This window comes from Actinomadura fibrosa (assembly GCF_900659615.1).
GTDB lineage: Bacteria > Actinomycetota > Actinomycetes > Streptosporangiales > Streptosporangiaceae > Spirillospora > Spirillospora fibrosa.
Genome location: NZ_CAACUY010000029.1, coordinates 30462 through 47614 on the forward strand (window position 1 = coordinate 30462; position 17153 = coordinate 47614).

At 73.5% G+C, this 17153-nt stretch carries 15 protein-coding genes; 9 read left to right on the forward strand and 6 right to left on the reverse strand.

What is annotated here, in order from left to right:
• Positions 1 to 32: 32 nt before the first annotated feature.
• Positions 33 to 797: an SDR family NAD(P)-dependent oxidoreductase gene (locus E1300_RS13365; protein WP_131757308.1), complete on the forward strand. Its 765-nt coding sequence runs from the start codon at positions 33 to 35 to the stop codon at positions 795 to 797.
• Here the strand turns inward: E1300_RS13365 and E1300_RS51510 are convergent.
• Both E1300_RS51510 and sigJ read right to left on the reverse strand, forming a co-directional pair.
• Positions 732 to 1253: a helix-turn-helix transcriptional regulator gene (locus E1300_RS51510; protein ID WP_370784805.1), complete on the reverse strand. Its 522-nt coding sequence runs from the start codon at positions 1251 to 1253 to the stop codon at positions 732 to 734. The genes E1300_RS13365 and E1300_RS51510 overlap by 66 nt on opposite strands.
• Before the next feature lie 267 nt (positions 1254 to 1520).
• Complete coding sequence (sigJ, locus tag E1300_RS13375) at positions 1521 to 2381, reverse strand: RNA polymerase sigma factor SigJ (protein WP_131757309.1); 861 nt, start codon at positions 2379 to 2381, stop codon at positions 1521 to 1523.
• A 60-nt stretch (positions 2382 to 2441) separates the two neighbouring features.
• Here sigJ and E1300_RS13380 point away from each other — a divergent pair, with 60 nt between their 5' ends.
• A complete protein-coding gene (locus tag E1300_RS13380) occupies positions 2442 to 3206 on the forward strand; it encodes an SDR family oxidoreductase (protein ID WP_131757310.1) in 765 nt (254 codons plus the stop codon).
• A 53-nt stretch (positions 3207 to 3259) separates the two neighbouring features.
• Positions 3260 to 3742: a MarR family winged helix-turn-helix transcriptional regulator gene (locus E1300_RS13385; RefSeq protein ID WP_131757311.1), complete on the forward strand. Its 483-nt coding sequence runs from the start codon at positions 3260 to 3262 to the stop codon at positions 3740 to 3742.
• On the opposite strand, the gene E1300_RS13390 is transcribed toward E1300_RS13385, so the two are convergent.
• The gene (locus E1300_RS13390) at positions 3739 to 4773 is read right to left on the reverse strand and encodes an adenylate/guanylate cyclase domain-containing protein (protein WP_131757312.1); all 1035 of its coding nucleotides are present in this window, start codon (positions 4771 to 4773) and stop codon (positions 3739 to 3741) included. The genes E1300_RS13385 and E1300_RS13390 overlap by 4 nt on opposite strands.
• A 67-nt stretch (positions 4774 to 4840) precedes the next feature.
• Between E1300_RS13390 and E1300_RS13395 the strand changes: the two genes are divergently transcribed.
• Positions 4841 to 5632 carry a MerR family transcriptional regulator gene (locus E1300_RS13395; RefSeq protein WP_242619126.1) on the forward strand — a complete coding sequence of 264 codons (792 nt, stop codon included), beginning with the start codon at positions 4841 to 4843 and terminating at the stop codon, positions 5630 to 5632.
• 23 nt (positions 5633 to 5655) lie between these two features.
• Here E1300_RS13395 and E1300_RS51515 read toward each other — a convergent pair whose 3' ends face one another.
• Positions 5656 to 7482, reverse strand: a complete 1827-nt coding sequence (locus tag E1300_RS51515; RefSeq protein WP_278045356.1) for an RNA polymerase sigma factor — start codon at positions 7480 to 7482, stop codon at positions 5656 to 5658.
• A 223-nt stretch (positions 7483 to 7705) separates the two neighbouring features.
• On the opposite strand from E1300_RS51515, the gene E1300_RS13405 reads away from it, so the two are divergent.
• Together E1300_RS13405 and E1300_RS13410 are read left to right on the forward strand one after the other, a co-directional pair.
• Positions 7706 to 7948 (forward strand): hypothetical protein, encoded by a 243-nt coding sequence (locus E1300_RS13405; protein ID WP_131757313.1) that lies wholly within the window; start codon positions 7706 to 7708, stop codon positions 7946 to 7948.
• On the forward strand, positions 7945 to 8394 hold the full coding sequence (locus tag E1300_RS13410; protein WP_131757314.1) for an SRPBCC family protein: 450 nt from the start codon (positions 7945 to 7947) through the stop codon (positions 8392 to 8394). Before E1300_RS13405 ends, E1300_RS13410 begins: the two co-directional genes overlap by 4 nt.
• On the opposite strand, the gene E1300_RS13415 is transcribed toward E1300_RS13410, so the two are convergent.
• Both E1300_RS13415 and E1300_RS13420 read right to left on the reverse strand, forming a co-directional pair.
• Positions 8355 to 9965 (reverse strand): long-chain fatty acid--CoA ligase, encoded by a 1611-nt coding sequence (locus E1300_RS13415; protein WP_242619128.1) that lies wholly within the window; start codon positions 9963 to 9965, stop codon positions 8355 to 8357. The genes E1300_RS13410 and E1300_RS13415 overlap by 40 nt on opposite strands.
• A 142-nt stretch (positions 9966 to 10107) precedes the next feature.
• On the reverse strand, positions 10108 to 10629 hold the full coding sequence (locus E1300_RS13420; protein ID WP_131757316.1) for a SigE family RNA polymerase sigma factor: 522 nt from the start codon (positions 10627 to 10629) through the stop codon (positions 10108 to 10110).
• Between the two features lie 289 nt (positions 10630 to 10918).
• On the opposite strand from E1300_RS13420, the gene E1300_RS52400 reads away from it, so the two are divergent.
• The 3 genes from E1300_RS52400 (at position 10919) to E1300_RS52405 (ending at position 16832) form a co-directional block, all read left to right on the forward strand.
• Positions 10919 to 12334, forward strand: coding sequence for a hypothetical protein (locus tag E1300_RS52400; protein ID WP_242619129.1), 1416 nt, complete (start codon positions 10919 to 10921; stop codon positions 12332 to 12334).
• Entirely contained in the window at positions 12328 to 13215 is an 888-nt protein-coding gene (locus E1300_RS13430) for a MauE/DoxX family redox-associated membrane protein (protein ID WP_207399699.1), read from the forward strand. Before E1300_RS52400 ends, E1300_RS13430 begins: the two co-directional genes overlap by 7 nt.
• Before the next feature lie 104 nt (positions 13216 to 13319).
• Positions 13320 to 16832, forward strand: coding sequence for a S41 family peptidase (locus E1300_RS52405; protein ID WP_242619130.1), 3513 nt, complete (start codon positions 13320 to 13322; stop codon positions 16830 to 16832).
• Positions 16833 to 17153 lie beyond the last annotated feature (321 nt).

The following is a 17153-nucleotide window of genomic DNA, read 5'->3' on the forward strand; positions in this document are numbered from 1 at the left end:
CCCGGACGATCACTCGTGGAAAGGCGATCGACATGCTCAGCACCTACTCCGACCTTCGCGGCAAGGTCGTCGTCGTCACCGGCGGCTCGCGCGGCATCGGCGCCCGGACCGCCCGCGCCTTCGCGGACCAGGGGGCCAAGGTATGCGTGGTCGGGCGGGACGAGGCTGCCCTTACCGCCGTCACCGCCGATATCGCGTCCGCGGGCGGGACCGCCATCGCCGTCACCGCCGACGTCACCGGCGCCGCGGCGCTGGAGGAGGTGCGGCGCCGGACGGAGTCGGAGCTCGGGCCGGCGGACGTCCTCTGCGCGTTCGCCGGAGGCCAGGGCTTCCCCGTCCCGTCGGCGGAGCTGACGGAGGAGCGGTGGCGGCAGGTCATCGACTCCGATCTGACGTCGGCGTTCCTGACCGTCCGGACGTTCCTGCCGGGCATGCTCGACCGGGGCCGCGGCTCGATCATCACGATGTCGTCGGCCGCCGGGCGCCAGCCGAGCCAGGCCAACCTGGCCTACGGTGTCGCGAACGCCGGGCTGGTCATGCTGACCCGGCACCTCGCCACGGAGGCCGGGCCCGGGGGCGTCCGCGTCAACTGCATCGCGCCGTCGTCCGTCCGGACGGAGAAGGTCGAGGCGAACATGCCCGCCGACGTGCAGGAACGCGTCGCGGCCATGCATCCCCTCCGGCGCCTCGGGACGACCGAGGACGTCGCGGAGACCGCCCTCTTCCTGGCCTCAGACGCCGCTTCCTGGCTGACCGGCCTGACCATCGACGTGTCCGGCGGCCGCGTCACCGGCTGAGCCCGGGACCGGCGCCGGCGCGCGGTCGCCGCCCGGCCTGGCCCGGACGGGCTTGGTCACCTGCTTCGCCACGCAGGACGGGATCCCGGCGGTCGCGTCGGCCGCCTGGCGCCGGTAGACGCTGGGCGGCACGCCGACGAGCTCGGTGAAGCGGGTGCTGAAGGTGCCGAGCGACGCGCAGCCGACCTCGAAGCAGACCTCGGTGACGGTGAGGTCGCCGCGCCGCAGCAGCGCCATCGCGCGCTCGATGCGCCGCGTCATCAGGTAGCCGTAGGGCGATTCGCCGTAGGCGAGGCGGAACTGGCGGCTGAGGTGCCCGGCGGACATGTTGACGCCGCGGGCGAGCGCCTCGACGTCCAGCGGCTGCGCGTACTCGCGGTCCATCCTGTCGCGGACGCGGCGCAGGAGGGCGAGGTCGCGCAGGCGCTGCTCGTCGGAGGGCTTGCTGCTCGTCACAGGCGCATCGTACGTCCCGCCCGAGCCGCGCGGCGCCGCCTGAGCCGCGCCAGGCCGCGCCACGCTCCGCCCGTTGGCGTTGGCCGGGCGCCGGACCGGCCGCGGCGAGGACCGTCGCCGCGCCGTCCTCGCCGGCGGCATGGTCATGAGGCGTCCGTCGCCGGAAGGCCGGGGTCGGCTGTCGGTGTCCATGCCTGAACGGTAGGGCCGGAGCCGCGGCGGACGCTTCTCGATTCCTGACCGTTGGGCACCAGGGGTCCGGTGGGGTCACATGAGCCGGGCCAGCCGGTCGGGGTCGGCGAGCACGTCGATGGCCACGATCGTGCCGTCCACGACGGTGAAGGCCATGACGGAGAGCGGCTTCCGGTCGCCGAGCACGACGACGCCGGCGGTCCCGTTGACGATCGCCGGACGCGCGAGCGGGGACAGCCGTCCGAAAGTGACCGCCTGAGAGGCCACGGTGCGCGCACCGTTGAGGACGACCGTCTGGGCCGCGCGGACCGTGCCGCCGTCCGAGCGGAGCACGACCTCCGGGTGGAGGACGGAGACGAGCGCGTCGAAGTCGCCGTCGCGGGCCGCCGCGAAGAATGCCTCGACGGCCGCGCGCTGGCGGCCGAGATCGGGGTCGGGGACGGGCGCCCGCTCCCGCACCCTGCGGCGGGCGCGGCTCGCGAGCTGCCGCGTCGCGGCGGGGGACCGTTCCACCATCGGCGCGATCTCCTCGAACGGCAGCGCGAACATGTCGTGCAGGACGAACGCGAGCCGCTCCGCCGGGGCGAGGGTGTCGAGCACCACCAGCAGCGCCAGCCCGACCGAGTCGGCCAGGACCGCCTCCTGCTCGGGTCCCCCGTCGAGGGTGATGATCGGATCGGGCACCCGGACGTCGAGGGGGTCCTCGCGGCGCCGCTCGCGGGAGCGCAGCGTGTTCAGGCACACCCGGGCGACCACCGTGGTCAGCCACCCGGCGAGGTTCTCCACGTCCGCGGTGCCGGCGGCGTTCACGCGCAGCCAGGCGTCCTGGACGGCGTCGTCCGCCTCGCTCACCGAGCCCAGCATCCGGTACGCCACCGACCGCAGGCGGGGCCGGTGCTCCTCGAACAGCAGCGCCAGCGATTCTTCGTCGGCCACCTGTCACATTCCTTCCGCGCGCGGGTTCAAGGGGGTGAAACCGCGAAAGCTGGAGGAACCATGACATCACCCATCCTGATCACCGGCGGCACCGGGACCCTCGGGCGCCTCGTCGTCCCGCTCCTGCGCGATACCGGACGCGACCTGCGCGTCCTCAGCCGGCACGCCCGCGAGCCCGAGCCGGGCGTCGAGTACGTCACCGGCGACCTGATGAAGGACGAGGGCGTCGACGACGCCGTGAAGGGCGCTGAAATCGTTGTGCACCTCGCCGGCGGCCCCAAGGGCGACGACGAGGCGACCCGGAACCTGGTGCGCGCCGCGAAGCGGGCCGGGGTGCGGCACCTGGTGTACATCTCGGTCATCGGCGCGGACCGGGTCCCCCTCGGCTACTTCCGGCGCAAGTTCGACGCCGAGCGGATCATCGCCGAGTCGGGCGTCCCCTGGACGACGGTGCGCGCCGCCCAGTTCCACGAGTTCGCGTTCAACACGGTCAAGGCGATGGCGAAGTCGCCGATCGTTCCGGCTCCGGGCGGGCTCCGGTTCCAGCCCGTGGACTCGCGCGAGGTCGCGGCCCGGATCGCGGAGCTGACGCTCGGCGAGCCCGCCGGACGCGTGCCCGACCTCGCCGGGCCGGAGGTGCACAAGCTCAGCGACCTCAGCCGCGACTACCTGCGGGCCCTCGGCAAGCGCCGTCCGATGCTGCCCGTCCGCATCCCCGGCCGCGCCGGACGCGTGTACCGGGCGGGCGAGAACCTGACCCTCGAAGGCGCCGACAAGGGCCGGCGCACTTGGGCGGACTTCCTTGCCGAACGAGTCCAGGGGTGACCGCCGATCTTCGGTTGTGCGCAACTCAATGGGCGCCAACGTAGACTAGCCCCATGACGGGGACGCCCGGCGACGAGTACATGAGACTGGACGTGCAGGTCTGCTTCGCCCTGCACGCCACCTCCCGCGCTTTCGACGCCTTCTACCGGACGCGGCTCCGCAAGCTCGGCCTCACCTATCCGCAGTACCTCGCGATGCTGGCCCTGTGGGAGGCGGACGGTCTCACCGTGAAGCGGCTCGGCGAACGGCTGCGCCTCGACTCGGGGACCCTGTCGCCGCTGCTGAAGCGCATGGAGGGCGCCGGGCTCGTGGAGCGGCGGCGGAGCCGGGACGACGAGCGGTCCGTCTCCGTCCATCTCACCCGGCGGGGCACCGAGCTCAAGGACCGCGCCGTCGACATCCCTCGGCACGTGCTGGAGGCGACCGGCCTCGACCTGGTCGACCTGGTGCAGCTCCGGCGCACGCTCGACCGGGTGACGGCGCAGCTCGACGCGGCCGTGGAGGCGTCCGCCGCCGGGACGCAGCCGTCCTTCTAGGAGTCGGCGCGGTCGCCCTGGGAGCGCTGGCGGGACGACGGGCGGCGGAGCACCCGCGGGCGGACCTTGCCCAGCCCCTGCAAGGGACGCGGACGCAGCGACGAGACGTCGTAGGACGCCCCGTCGGGAAGCGCGGACGCCAGGGCGGCGTCGATGAGGACCGTCCCGGGATAGGCCGTGGCGGTCAGGCGCGCGGCCAGGTTGACGGGGGTGCCGAAGACGTCGCCGAGCCGCAGGATGACCTCCCCGTACGCCATCCCCACGCGGACCTTGGGGAAGTCGGGGTCCTCGTTGAAGCGCTCGGCGATCTTGAGCCCGATCTCCGCGGCGGCGCCGGGATCGGAGGCGACGAAGAGGATCTCGTCGCCGAGCGTCTTGACGACGCGGCCGCCGCGCTCGGCGACGATCTCGCCGGCCACGGTCTCGAAGCGCATCACGAAGGCGGCGAGGGCGTCGCCGTCGAGCTGCCGGCTCAGCCGCGTGAAGGAGACGACGTCGGCGAACCCGACGGCGAGGTTCGCGACGCCCGCGGCCGGATCGGCGCTCGCGGCGGCCGTGGTCGCGGCGGCGCGCATCCCGGCGGCGGCGAGCTGGCGGCGCCAGCCGTGCAGGAGCAGGCGCTCGAACGCGGGGCGCAGCTCCTCGGTGGCCGCGAGCGCGGCCGTGACGATCTCCGAGGTGACGGGCTCGTCCGGCGGGTACTCGTCGCCGAGCCGCTTCAGCCACACGTCGCCGAGCCAGCTCGCGAGCCGTCCCATCGTCTGGCCCACGGCCCGGACGAGCTGGAGGACGAGGTCCTCGTCGACCAGGTCGTTGCCGAGCAGCTCCCGGATCTCCCGGAGGGCGTCCACGTCGCCGTCGGTGAACGCGACCTCGTCGTCCGTGGGCGTCGGGAAGCCCAGGGCCTGCCAGATGCGGAGCGCGTAGTCCTCCGAGACGCCGGCGAGGGTCTCGACTTCCTTGCGCGTGTAGCGCATGGGGCCGCCGAGCAGGGTCCCCTCAATATCCTGGGGCACGCGGGGGTCCGCCATCGGGGCCGCCTTTATGTGTCATCAGTCAATGTAACAATAGTGCCGAAGTAAGATCACGGCGGTCAAGGTGGACGAGTCCGGCGGGCGGGGCATGGTCGAGTACCGAATCGACGAACTGGCGCAGGCGTCCGGGAGCACGGTGCGCAACATCCGCGCCTACCAGGACCGGGGGCTCCTGCCGCCGCCGCGCCTGGAGGGCCGGGTCGGGCTCTACGACGACTCGCACCTGGCGCGGCTGCGGATGATCGGCAAGCTGCTCGGCCGCGGCTACACCTTCGCGATCATCAAGGACCTGCTGTCGGCCTGGGAGACGGGCAAGGACGTCGGCGAGGTCCTCGGCCTGGAGAAGGTCCTGACGGACCCGTGGTCGGACGAGATCCCCGGCACCGCGACCTACGACGAGCTCGTCCAGATCTTCGGGGCCGGGCTCGACGAGGACGAGGTCGCCCGCGTCCGGCAGCGGACCATCGAGCTCGGCCTGATCGAGCCCGACGGCGACGTGTTCCGCGTCCCGAGCCCGCGCCTGCTGCACGTGGGCGCCGAGCTGGTCGCCGCCGGGATCCCCCTCGACGCGGTCCTCGACATCGCCGAGCAGATCCGCGACGACTGCGACGTGATCGCCGGGCGGTTCGTGAACCTCGTCGAGGAGTACGTCTTCCATCGCGCGACCGACCCGGCGGCTCTGACCGGCGAGGACGTCGCCGAGACCGCCGCCATGGTCCGCCGCATGCGCCCGCTCGTGAAGATGGTCGTCGACCCGTTCATCGCGCGGGCGATGGAGACCCGCGTCCAGGCGGCCCTGGGCGAGCAGCTCGAAACGATCCGCGACCATCTGGCGGGAACCCCGGCCGACGGCTGACCCCAGGCCGCCCGGGGCGGAGGTCAGAGGATCGTGGCACCCCACGTGACGGTGACCTGGTGAGTGGCGCCTTCGGAGTCCGTGAAGGTGAGGGTTCCCTGGCCGGGCAGGCCGATCAGGGCCGTCCGGAGCGTGATGGTCAGGTCGAGCGAGCCGTCCTCGGGCATGCCGCCCTGCATCTGCGACAGGATCAGCTGGCTCGTCGACGTCATCGCCGTCCAGGTGACGGGACCGCTCCGCGCGGCGAGGCGGATCTGCGCGGTCTTCTTGCCGTAGAGCTCGACCTTGGCGGGCGCGATGACGAGATCACCGGGCGGCGTCGGCGCGGTGGACGGGGTCGGCGCCGTCGTGGTCGTCGGCGTCGGGCTCTTCGGAGCCTCGGTCTCGGTCTGCGGGCTGGCGGGCGGGGCGGCGCCCGGCCGCCCCTGCGCCGCGCCGCCCGGCCCGGTGGGCGCGCCGGGGCTGTGCCCCGAGCCCTGCGACGGCTTCTGATGGGTGATGGACGGCTGCGGGTGCGCCGGGAAGGGCAGCCACGACGGCGCGCTGCCGATCCCGGGCCCCATGATCAGCGCGGCGACGACCGCGGCGACCAGCGCGCCGGCCATCCCGCCGCCGGTGAACAGCCATCGGCGCGTGAAGGGCGAGGGGACGTCGGGCTGGTTCGGCAGGCCCTCCGGCGTCAGCGTGCCGCCGCGCGCGGCGATGTCGGCGCGGTGTCCGGCCAGCTCGGGGTCGGTGGCGGTGTGCATGACGCGGTGCCGCAGGGCTGCGGGCAGCACTGGCGCGGGTGCCCGTTCGAGCAGCGCGACGGCGCGCACCTGGCAGCGGGCCCGGCAGGCCGCGCATCCGCCGACATGCTCGCCAAGCTCCCGGTCGCCGGACGGGTCGGGAACGACCTCGCCGCGCCGGTGGAAGGTCTCCCACAGCGGACCGGAGAGCGGCCCGCGCCGCGAAGAACCGCGATTCACGGCCGACGTCCGCCGCATGGCGGTGACGGCGTCCCGCGCCTGCCCCAATTCATAGACCTGGCCGGACGCCTGAGGCTGATCGGGGGTCTTTCGGGTTTCGTCGGAGACTCGGGTGAGGTCGGAGGTTCCGCTGTGGTCGGAGTTCCTCTCCCGTCCGGGGGGCTGGCTTCGGGACGCGAGGACGGCGATGCCCGAGGCCCCGGTCTTCTCGGCGCGAGAGGACTCTGCGCGGCGGGGCTCAACGGCTTGATCCGCGGCGCACGCGAGGTTCGCTTGGAGGCACTCGGCCTTGAGAGCTGCCTCCATCTCGTCCCGTGCCCGCCGGACGCGGATGGCCACCCGGCGAGCCGACAGGCCGAGCGCGGCACCGAGACGGGCCGGACGGAGCCCGTGCCGGAACGCGAGGAGGACGGCCTCCTGGTCGGCGGGGTCGAGGCGAGCCAGGGAGGCGCGGAGCAGATCATGCAGCTCGGCCGAAGGCGGCCACTCGGACTCGGCGCTCTCGGGGGCGGGGGCGGTGGTGTCGGCGGCGGGGGTGTCGGCGCGGTCCATGAAGGGCGCGTCCGAGAAGTCGTCCGTCCGGTCCCAGTAGAGCTCCGGCTCGCGGCCCCGGCGGATGCAGCGGCGCCGGGCGGCGCCGTACAGCCAGGAGCTGAGGTGGAGGTGGTCGCGCATGCGCGGGGCCCGGCGGCAGGCGTCGATGAAGGTGTCGTGGACGATGTCGCCGGCGAGTTTCTCGTCCGCCGTCATTGACAATGCGTAGTCGTAAAGGCGCTCCGCGTACTCATCGTAGAGCGCGGCCAAGGCCGTTTCGTCGCCGTCGTTCAGCCCTTTGACCAACGCTCGGTCGGCCGTGGTCTGAGCGGGGGACAACCTCGGCATACACGCTCCCGGCAGCGGCGTGGGCGTCCGCCCCGAACGGGGCTGTCCGGACAATCAGCCCACCTTGCATACACCCCGTAACACCGTTCGCACCAGTTGATCCTTGAAATAACCCGCATCGGTGACAGCGGGGTCGTTCGTCGCATCTCTCCGTGACGACGGGGCCCGTGACTTCGAGTCAGATTTGAGTCACCTTCACGTTCCAGTCTGTTATCTTGGTACCATGGTAACAGTCGATCGCGTCCAGACCGGACTGCGCGTGGAGCGGAACGTCCTCAAGGTGCTCAAGGGGCTCGCGGAGTACCTCGACATGTCCCTCGGCGACCTCGTGGAGGGCATCGCGCTGCACGCCTTCGAGGGCGTCACCCCCTTCTCCCCCGAGACCCTCGGGAAGATCCAGCAGCTCAAGGCGGTCTACGGGCTGACGCTCACCGCCGCCGACGCGCACGGGCTGACCGAGCGATGAGCGCCCGGCGCAGGCTCACCGGGCGGCTCCGCGTCGCGCTGCCGCCCGAGGAGGCGTTCGGGCTGTTCACGCCGCGCGGCGAGGAGCGGTGGGTGCCCGGCTGGCGGCCCCGGTTCCCGGCGGGCGACGACGGCGGCCCGGGGACGGTCTTCGAGACCGTCCACGACGGCGAGACGACCACGTGGGTCGTGCTCGTCCACGAACCGGGCCGCCGCCTCTCGTACGCCCGCGTGACGCCCGGCCACCGCGCGGGGACGGTGACCGTCGTCCTCACCGGTGACGGCGACGGCGGCAGCGACGTCGAGGTGAGCTACGACCTCACCGCGCTCACCGCGGACGCGGAGCGGGCGCTCGACGGCTTCGCCGCCGGCTATCCGGCCTTCCTCCGCTCGTGGGAGGGGGCGATTCAGTCGACGCGCTCGACGTCCAGCCCGCCGTCGGCGTAGCGGCGGCGCAGGACCTTCTTGTCGAACTTGCCCACGCTCGTCTTCGGGACCTCGGCGATGAACGACCAGCGCTCGGGCAGCTGCCACTTCGGGATGCGGCCGCTCAGGAACTCCCGCAGCTCCGCCGCCGTGACCGCGGCCCCGTCGCGGACGACCACGGAGGCCAGCGGGCGTTCCTGCCAGCGGTCGTCCGGGACCCCGACCACGGCGGCCTCGATGACGTCCGGGTGCGCCATGAGGTGGTTCTCCAGCTCGACGGACGAGATCCATTCGCCGCCGGACTTGATGACGTCCTTGGCGCGGTCGGTCAGGACGAGGTAGCCGTCGGACGAGAGGGTGCCGACGTCGCCGGTCCGCAGCCACCCGTCGTGGAACTTCCCGGGGTCCTCGTCGAGGTGGTAGGCGCCGGTGATCCACGGCCCGCGGATCTCGACCTCGCCGACCGCCTCGCCGTCGTTCGGGAGCACCACGTCCCCGTCCCCGACGATGCGGATCTCCAGCCCGGCGAGGATGCGCCCCTGGGTCACCCGGGCCTGCCACGCGTCCTCGCCGGTCGCCCCGGCGGGCGGGTGCGCGACGGTCGCGACGGGGGACGTCTCGGTCATCCCCCACGCCTGGACGATCCGCACGCCGATCTCGTCGAACCCCCGCATCAGCGCCTCGGGGACCGCGGACCCGCCGCACGGCACCAGCCGCAGCGAGCCGAGGTCGGAGCCGTGCTCGCGCGCGTGCCGCAGGACGTCCGACCAGATCGTCGGGACGGCCCCCGCGACCGTCGGGCGCTCGGCCTCGATGAGCCGGACGAGCGGCTCGGCCTGGAGGAAGCGGTCGGGCATCACGAGGGCGGCGCCGGCCATCACCGCGGCGTACGGCAGCCCCCAGGCGTTGGCGTGGAACATCGGGACCACCGGCAGGACGGTGTCGGTGGCGCTCAACCCCATCGCGTTGCCCGTGCAGGTCGCCATCGAGTGCAGGTACGCGGAACGGTGCGAGTAGACGACGCCCTTGGGGTTGCCGGTGGTGCCGCTCGTGTAGCACATCGCGGCGGCGGAGCGCTCGTCGATCTCAGGCCAGTCGAAGTCGGCCGGGGCCGCGGCGAGCAGGTCCTCGTAGGAGTGAAGGTCCTTGCCCGCGTCCGCGAGCGGCGCCGTGTCCCCCGCGCCGACGACGATGACGTGCTGGACGGTCTTGAGCTGGGGGAGCACGGGGGCGAGCAGCGGGATCAGCGACCCGTCGACGAGGACCACCCTGTCCTCGGCATGGTTGGCGATGTACACGAGCTGGTCGGGGAAGAGCCGCAGGTTGAGGGTGTGGAGGACGGCGCCCATGGACGGGACGGCCAGGTAGGCCTCCAGGTGCTCGGCGTTGTTCCACATGAACGTGGCGACGCGCTGGTCGCCGTCCACGCCGAGCCCGCGCAGCGCGCCCGCGAGCCGGGCGGCGCGCTCGCCGACCTCCGCGTAGGTGCGGCGGCGGGTCCCGTCACCGGTCCAGGTGGCGACCTCCGTGGCGCCGAAGACCGACGTGCCGTAGCGCATGATCGAGGTGATGGTCAGCGGGAAATCCTGCATGGTGCTCCACACGGCGCGCCTCCTGCTCGCAGCGGATTCCAGAACCGGATTCTTGCCGCTCAGCACCCGGATTGTCAGCCCTTGACGCGGTCACGGTTCGCGCTGATCCGTCCGGTGGACGTTCCCCGCCGCCAGGAGGCGGTTACGAGTGTGGGGGTGGAGGGCCGGGGAAGTCGTCGCCCAGCGCGCCGTCGTCGCGGAGCCTTGCCACGGCGCGGGAGACGGTGCTCTTGACCGTCCCGACGCTGACGCCGAGGACGTGGGCGACCTCCGTCTCCGACATGTCCTCGTAGTAGCGGAGCATCAGGGTGACGCGCTGCCGCTCGGGGAGCCGGCGGAGCGCCCGGCCGAGCGCGTCGCGGAGCTCGCTGCGCCGGGTGTGGTCGTCGACGGGCCGGTCGGGCAGCTCGTCCGTCGGGTAGATCTCCAGCTTGCGACGCCGCCACCAGGAGATCTGCGTGTTCGCCATGGCCCGCCGGACGTAGCCGTCCAGGGCCGCGCGGTCGTGGATGCGGTCCCAGGCGAGGTAGGTCTTGGCGAGCGCGGCCTGGACGAGGTCCTCCGCCTCGGTGCGGTCGGGGGTGAGCCGCATCGCGGCGCGGAGCAGGGCGGGCCCGCGTTCCGCGACGTACGCGCGGAACTCCTCGTGCCTCGTCCCGTTCACCTCACCCCCCGTGTCAGGGGCCGTGGAGCCGCCGCCGGACCGATCCGGGATCTTGACTGAGCGGGCTCCCGGTACCGTTGACGATCGCAGCTAGTTCGTCATTACGGGTCTACTCTGCGCGTATTTTCGGGTCAACCAGTGCACAATCTTCATCCCGAGGATGTCGAACCTCCTCCGCCGAACGACTTATCGCGACAAATCCGTCGACACTGGCGTCACCGCGCGTGAACCTTGACTCGCCGTCCTAACAGCCGTGACCGCGAGTGAAGATCAACGCCGGAGTGCCGCCATGTCGCTGTCCCGCCGCCGCGAAGCGAGGCGCCGCCGGCATCGCGCGGCGGTGCTCGGAGCCTCCGCACCGGGGCGCGGCGGCCTGCCGGAGCGGGCCGCGCCGCCGCTGGACGTCGTCACCGGGACGATCCTGGACGCCAGCCCGCACCTGCTCGTCGTCCGCGCGGACGCCCCGTACGGCGGCGCCGTGAGCCATCCGGACGCCCCGGACGCGCAAAGGATCACAGGCGCGACCGGCGCGGCGGACCCGGACACCTCGGACACGCCGGGTGACACGGGCACGCGGAGTGACACGGGCGCACCGGACGGGACGTGCCCGGTGGGTGGCACCGGCGGCACGAGCCGGGCAGGCGCGGGGGGCGGCGCGGGCCGAACGAGTGACACGGGCGGCCCGGAAGCGGCGGCTCCAGGCTTCGCGGCGGGTGCCGGGTTCCCGGTGGGTGCGGAGATCCGGCTCCCCATGTCGGACGGGACGTCCGTCTGGCACGGCGGGCGCGGGGGCCTCGCCGCGCTCCGCCCGGGCCGCGAGGTGATCGTTCGGCCGAAGGGGGACGGGCTCGGCGCCGACCGGGTCTGGGTCGACATCGGCCGGGTCACCGGGACGATCCTGGCGTGCGGGAGGGACACCGTGGAGGTGGACATGGGGCCGCACAGAGGGCGGACCCATGTGGTGATCCCTCCGCACGCCCTGGAACGGGTGCTGGTCAGGCACCCGCGGCTGGAGCCCGGCTACCTGATCGACGTCATCTGCGTGCGGGCGGGCGGCGTCCTCCAGGCGGTGCGTCCGGGAACGTCGCAGCCGGGTTACCGGGCGGACGACCTCGCCGCGCCGGAGGCGTCCGCGCCCGTCCCGGAGGTGCTGCACGGGACGGCGACCTGGTTCGGGTTCATCGGCGCGGCGGCGCAGGCCGGGCAGGCCGCCCGGGCCGGGGTGTACGAGGGCACCTGGCCGTACCTGCGCGACGGCGGGCTCGCGACCGGTGCCGGGGAGCAGGTGCGGCCGTCCGTGCGGAGTGCGGCCGGACGGCACGGGGCGGCGTATCCGGCCGTCGACCCTGAGGGCGACGGCGGCGGGTGCGCCGACGCGCCGTCCGGGTGCGCGGCGATGCCGTTCCTGTCGCTGGGCAGCGACGTGGCCGTCCACAACGAGTGCAGCGGACGCACCGCGACGGTCCCGGTGATCGAGTGCGGCTGCGTCGCGGCCCGATACTGCGACCGCTGCGTGGAGTGCGGCACGTCCCCGCGCGGTCGGATCGTCGAACTGACGCCGGCCGCCTTCGTGTCGCTCGGGGGCGACCTGGACGCGGGCTGCTTCAACGCGCTCGTGCGGCCCGGAACGCCCGGAGCACCCGGGACGTCCGGGGCGTCCGCCGCGCCGCTTCCGGCCGAGGAGGGGAGGGCCGGACGATGGTGACGGCGTTCCAGAACACGCAGGTTCTGCTGCTGGCCGCGGTGCTGCTCGCCGCGTGCCTGGCGAAGCTGACGGTTCGCGAACGCGCGGCGGACGCCCCGGACCGCGTGCACGGCGTCCCGGTGCCGGCGGGCCTCGGCCGGCTGACGGCGCTGCGCCGCGTCCGGGGGATGAACGCGGGGCTCGGCGTCGGCGAGGGGGTCCTCGGGCTGGCGCTGCTGGTGACGTCGCACATGTCGGTGCGGCTCGCGACCACGGTCGCGTTCGCCGCCGCGACCTGGGTGGTCGGGGAGCTGCGGGTGCGCCGCCCGGACGCTGGGTGCGGCTGCTTCGGCGGGCTGAGCCACCGGCGGGTCGACCGGCGCAGCGTGCTGCGGGCGGTGCTGTTCACCGGCGCCGCCGCCGCCTCGATCGGCGCGCCGCTCGCGGGGCTCCAGGCGCTGCGCGACGTGCAGGCGCGGATGGGCCTCGTGCTCCTGGTCGAGCTGGCGCTGTTCGCGGCGCTCTCCCCCGAGCTGTCGGAGCTGCTGGAACGGTACCGGCGGCGGAACGGCCGGGGCCGCGGGCGGACGGTGATGCCGTGCGAGCGTCGGCGCAGCCCGCTGGCGGAGACGTACGCGTCCCTCTACGACAGCGCGGCGTGGGCGGCGCACGAGAACGTCGTGTCCAGTGCCGTTCCGCTGGACGTGTGGCGGGAGGGCTGCTGGCGCTTCATTGCCTTCGGCGCCCGCGTGGACGAGCGGGACATGGAGGTCGTGTTCGCCGTCTCGACCGCCGAGCGCGACCGGACCGTCCTCGCCGCGTTCGTCCAGCCCGAGCGCGCGGACGCGCCGGAGGAGGAGCGCGCCGCGCGGTCGGCGGAGCGGCTGTCTGCACTCCTCTAACCCGGTCTTGGACGCGTCCAATAGAGGCATAGAGATCCTTCGGGTCCGGCGGGCGGCGGGTGTGGACGGACGGCCGCCGGGGGAGGACCGTCCTCGGGGGGACCATGGCATCGGGGGAGGCCGGCACCGCCGGCGGATACCTGCGCTTTCCGTCGATCCGCGGCGACGACGTCGTCTTCGTCTGCGAAGACGACCTGTGGACGGTGCCGGCGGAGGGTGGGCGCGCCTACCGGCTGACCGCGGGCGTGGCCGCCGCCGCCTACCCCCGCCTCTCGCCGGACGGGACGCTGCTGGCGTTCGCCGGGCGCGAGGAGGGCCCGACCGAGGTCTACGTGATGCCCGCTCAGGGCGGTACCGCGCGGCGGCTGACCTTCCACGGGACGTCGTGCACGATCACCGGCTGGGATCCGTCCGGCGGGATCGTCTACGCCAGCGACGTCCGGCGGCCGTTCGCCGGGGACAACCGGCTGCTGCGGATCGAGCCGAGCGGCGCGGGCATCCCGGCCCGGCTGCCGTACGGCCCGGCGAACAGCGTCTCCCACGGTCCGGGCGGCGGCGTCGTGATCGGCCGCAACACCGCCGACCCCGCCCGCTGGAAGCGGTACCGCGGCGGCACCGCCGGGGACCTGTGGATCGACCCCGGCGGCACCGGCGCGTTCCGCCGGCTGATCGCGCTGGACGGGAACCTCGCCGCGCCGTGCTGGGTCGGCGGCCGCGTGTACTTCCTGTCCGACCACGAGGGCATCGGGAACGTCTACTCCTGCCTGCCGGACGGCGGAGACCTGCGCCGCCACACCGACCACCGCGACTACTACGCGCGCAACCTCGCCGACGACGGGCACCGGCTCGTCTACCACGCCGCCGCCGACCTCTACGTCCTGGACCCGGCCGGGCCGGGGCCGCGTCGGCTCGACGTGCAAATCGGCAGCTCCCGCACCCAGCGGAACCGGCGGTTCGTCTCCGCCGCCGACTACCTCGACTCGGCGACGGTGAACGCGGCGGGCGACGGGCTCGCGATCACCACCCGCGGCAAGGCGTACTCGTTCCCGGCCTGGGAGGGGCCCGTCCGCCAGCACGGGCGCGAGGACGGCGTCCGCTACCGGCTGCTGACCTGGTTCAACGACGACCGGCGGCTGATCGCGGCGGCGTCCGGGGAGGACGGCAGGGAACGCCTCGTCGTGCTGACCGCCGACGGCCGCCGCGACGTCGCGCACGCCGAGACGTCCGGCGACGTCGGGCGGGTGCTGGAGCTCGCGCCCTCCCCCGCCGCCGACCGGTTCGCCTTCACCAACCACCGCAACGAGCTGTACCTGCTCGACGTCGGCGGCGGGACGCTCGACCCGGTCCCGCTGGACGTCAGCCCGTACGGGGCGATCACCGGGCCGGTGTGGTCACCCGGCGGCGAGTGGATCGCCTACGCCTGCCCGGACACCGCCCGCACCACGGCGATCAAGGTGTGCCACGCCGACACGGGCCTCGCCGTGCCGGTCACCGCGCCCGTCCTGCACGACCGCGCCCCGGCCTGGGACCCGGACGGCCGCCTGCTCTACTTCATCGGACGACGGGAGTTCGACCCGGTGGGCGACTCGCTCCAGTTCGACCGCGGTTTCCCGCTCGGGTCCCGGCCGTACGCGGTCACGCTGCGCCGCGACGTGCCGTCGCCGTTCGTCCCGGCGGCACGACCGCTCGGCGGCGACGCCCCCGCCCGGCCGAGTTCCGAAACCAAGAACACGGAAGCACCGATTCCGAGCGCAGGCGCACCGCCGGGTCCACGCACTACGCCCGCGGGCATCGGAGGGCCGCCCACCTCTGACGGGTCCGCCTCCCCCGGACGGGACGCGCCCATCGGACCAGGCGCACGCCTCGCCCCAGAAACACACAACAAGCCCCGCACGGACGCCGAACCCGGCACACCCGTCCAACCCAGCACGGACGCCGAACCGGGCGTGGCCGTCGAACCCGGCGCGGACGTCGAACCCGGCGCGGACGTCGAACCCGGCGTGCGCGTCGAGCCGGGTGCGGAGGCGAACCTCAGAATCGACTTCGAGGGCATCGAGCGGCGGGTCGTCGCGTTCCCCGTCGGCGAGGCCCGCTACGGGCGGATCGCGGGTTTCCGGGACATGGTCCTGTACTCGATCTTCCCGGTGCGCGGCGCGCGCGGCGACGATCAGCCGCTCGGCCGTGTCGAGGCGTTCGACTTCGGCACTCAGCAGGCGAGGACGTGGCTGCGCGAGGTCGGCGACTTCTGGCCGGCGCGGGACGGCGTCAGCGTCCTCTACCGCTCGCGCTCCCGGCTGCGGCTCGTCACGGCCGGACGCGAGCAGCCGAAGGACGACGCGCCCGGCCGGCAGAGCGGCTGGATCGACCTCGGCCGCGTCCGGGTGTCGGTGTGCCCGGCCGTCGAGTGGCGCCAGATGCTCCGCGAGACGTGGGTGCTCCAGCGCGAGCACTTCTGGGACGAGGACATGGCCGGCGTCGACTGGAACGCCGTCTACCAGCGCTACCTCCCGCTCGTCGACCGCGTCACGACCCGCGGCGAGTTCTCCGACCTGCTCTGGGAGATGCAGGGCGAGCTCGGCACGAGCCACGCGTTCGAGAGCGGCGGCGAGTACCGCCGCCGCCCGGTGTACGACCAGGGGTTCCTCGGCGTGGACTGGGCGGTCCGCGACGGCGCCTTCGTCATCGACCACATCATCGACGGGGACCCGTGGGACACCGCCACCACGTCCTCCCTCAACCGGCCCGGCGTAGACGTGCGGCCGGGCGACGCGGTGATCGCCATCAACGGTGAGCCGGTCGCGCCGGGCGGGGTCGTCCCGGGCGCGCGGCTCGTGAACCTCGCCGACGCCGAGGTGCTGCTGACGATCCGGCGCGGCGACGCCGAGCCGTTCACCGTCACCGTCCGGACGCTGGCGGACGAGCGGCCGGGCCGCTACCGAGACTGGGTCACGGCGAACCGCGCCCTCGTCCACGAGCGGACGGGCGGGCGGGTCGGCTACATCCACGTCCCCGACATGGGACCGGACGGGTTCGCCGAGTTCCATCGCGGCTTCCTCGTCGAGCACGACCGCGAGGCGCTGATCGTGGACGTCCGCTTCAACGGCGGCGGCAACGTGTCGGGGCTGCTGCTGCAGAAGCTGTCCCGGCGGCGGCTCGGCTACAACTACCCGCGCTGGGGCGTGCCGACGCCGTACCCGCGCGAGTCGCCGCGCGGCCCGATGGTCGCCCTCACCAACGAGTGGACCGGATCGGACGGCGACATCTTCAGCCACGCGTTCAAGCTGCTGAAACTGGGCCCGCTCATCGGCCGGCGGACGTGGGGCGGCGTCGTCGGGATCCGGCCGCGGCACCGCCTCGCCGACGGGACGGTCACGACGCAGCCGGAGTTCTCGTTCGCGTTCGACGACGTGGGCTGGCGCGTCGAGAACTACGGCACGGACCCCGACATCGAGGTCGACATCACGCCGCAGGACCACGCGAACGGCACGGACACCCAACTGCTAAGGGCCGTGGACGAGGCCCTCGACCAGCTGGGACGCTTCCTACCGCACACACCCGACCCGTTCTCCCGCCTAGAGGTCCGCGCCCTACGCCCACCCCCAACCCGCGACCGATAAGCCACCCGCGACCGGCAGAACACGCGCCACCAGCAGAGCACGCGCGACCGGTAGGCACGTGCGAGCGGCAGGGCACGCGACCGGCAGGCACACGCGACCGGCAGGGCACGCGCGACCGGTAGGGGGCGGGAGCGGTAAGGGCACCCAACCGCTGAGTACACGCCGACGTGAGGGCACGCGCGCGGTGAAGGCGCGCGGCCGTTGATCAGCCGCGAGTCTGTTGATCGGCCGCGGGCGTGAGGGCGCTCGCGTGAGTGTGAGGCCAGGGGCGCGGTGAGGGCCGCATCCGGTTGTGCGGATGCGGCCCCTGACTGCTCGGTG

What these genes read in the sequence shown, in the direction of transcription:
- E1300_RS13410 (WP_131757314.1), top strand. Translation starts at nt 7,945, where the DNA reads ATGAGCGCCCGGCGCAGGCTCACCGGGCGGCTCCGCGTCGCGCTGCCG.
- E1300_RS52400 (WP_242619129.1), top strand. Translation starts at nt 10,919, where the DNA reads ATGTCGCTGTCCCGCCGCCGCGAAGCGAGGCGCCGCCGGCATCGCGCG.
- E1300_RS13380 (WP_131757310.1), top strand. Translation starts at nt 2,442, where the DNA reads ATGACATCACCCATCCTGATCACCGGCGGCACCGGGACCCTCGGGCGC.
- E1300_RS51515 (WP_278045356.1), bottom strand. Translation starts at nt 7,482, where the DNA reads ATGCCGAGGTTGTCCCCCGCTCAGACCACGGCCGACCGAGCGTTGGTC.
- E1300_RS13415 (WP_242619128.1), bottom strand. Translation starts at nt 9,965, where the DNA reads ATGCAGGATTTCCCGCTGACCATCACCTCGATCATGCGCTACGGCACG.
- E1300_RS52405 (WP_242619130.1), top strand. Translation starts at nt 13,320, where the DNA reads ATGGCATCGGGGGAGGCCGGCACCGCCGGCGGATACCTGCGCTTTCCG.
- E1300_RS13390 (WP_131757312.1), bottom strand. Translation starts at nt 4,773, where the DNA reads ATGGCGGACCCCCGCGTGCCCCAGGATATTGAGGGGACCCTGCTCGGC.
- E1300_RS13405 (WP_131757313.1), top strand. Translation starts at nt 7,706, where the DNA reads ATGGTAACAGTCGATCGCGTCCAGACCGGACTGCGCGTGGAGCGGAAC.
- E1300_RS13365 (WP_131757308.1), top strand. Translation starts at nt 33, where the DNA reads ATGCTCAGCACCTACTCCGACCTTCGCGGCAAGGTCGTCGTCGTCACC.
- E1300_RS13385 (WP_131757311.1), top strand. Translation starts at nt 3,260, where the DNA reads ATGACGGGGACGCCCGGCGACGAGTACATGAGACTGGACGTGCAGGTC.
- E1300_RS13430 (WP_207399699.1), top strand. Translation starts at nt 12,328, where the DNA reads ATGGTGACGGCGTTCCAGAACACGCAGGTTCTGCTGCTGGCCGCGGTG.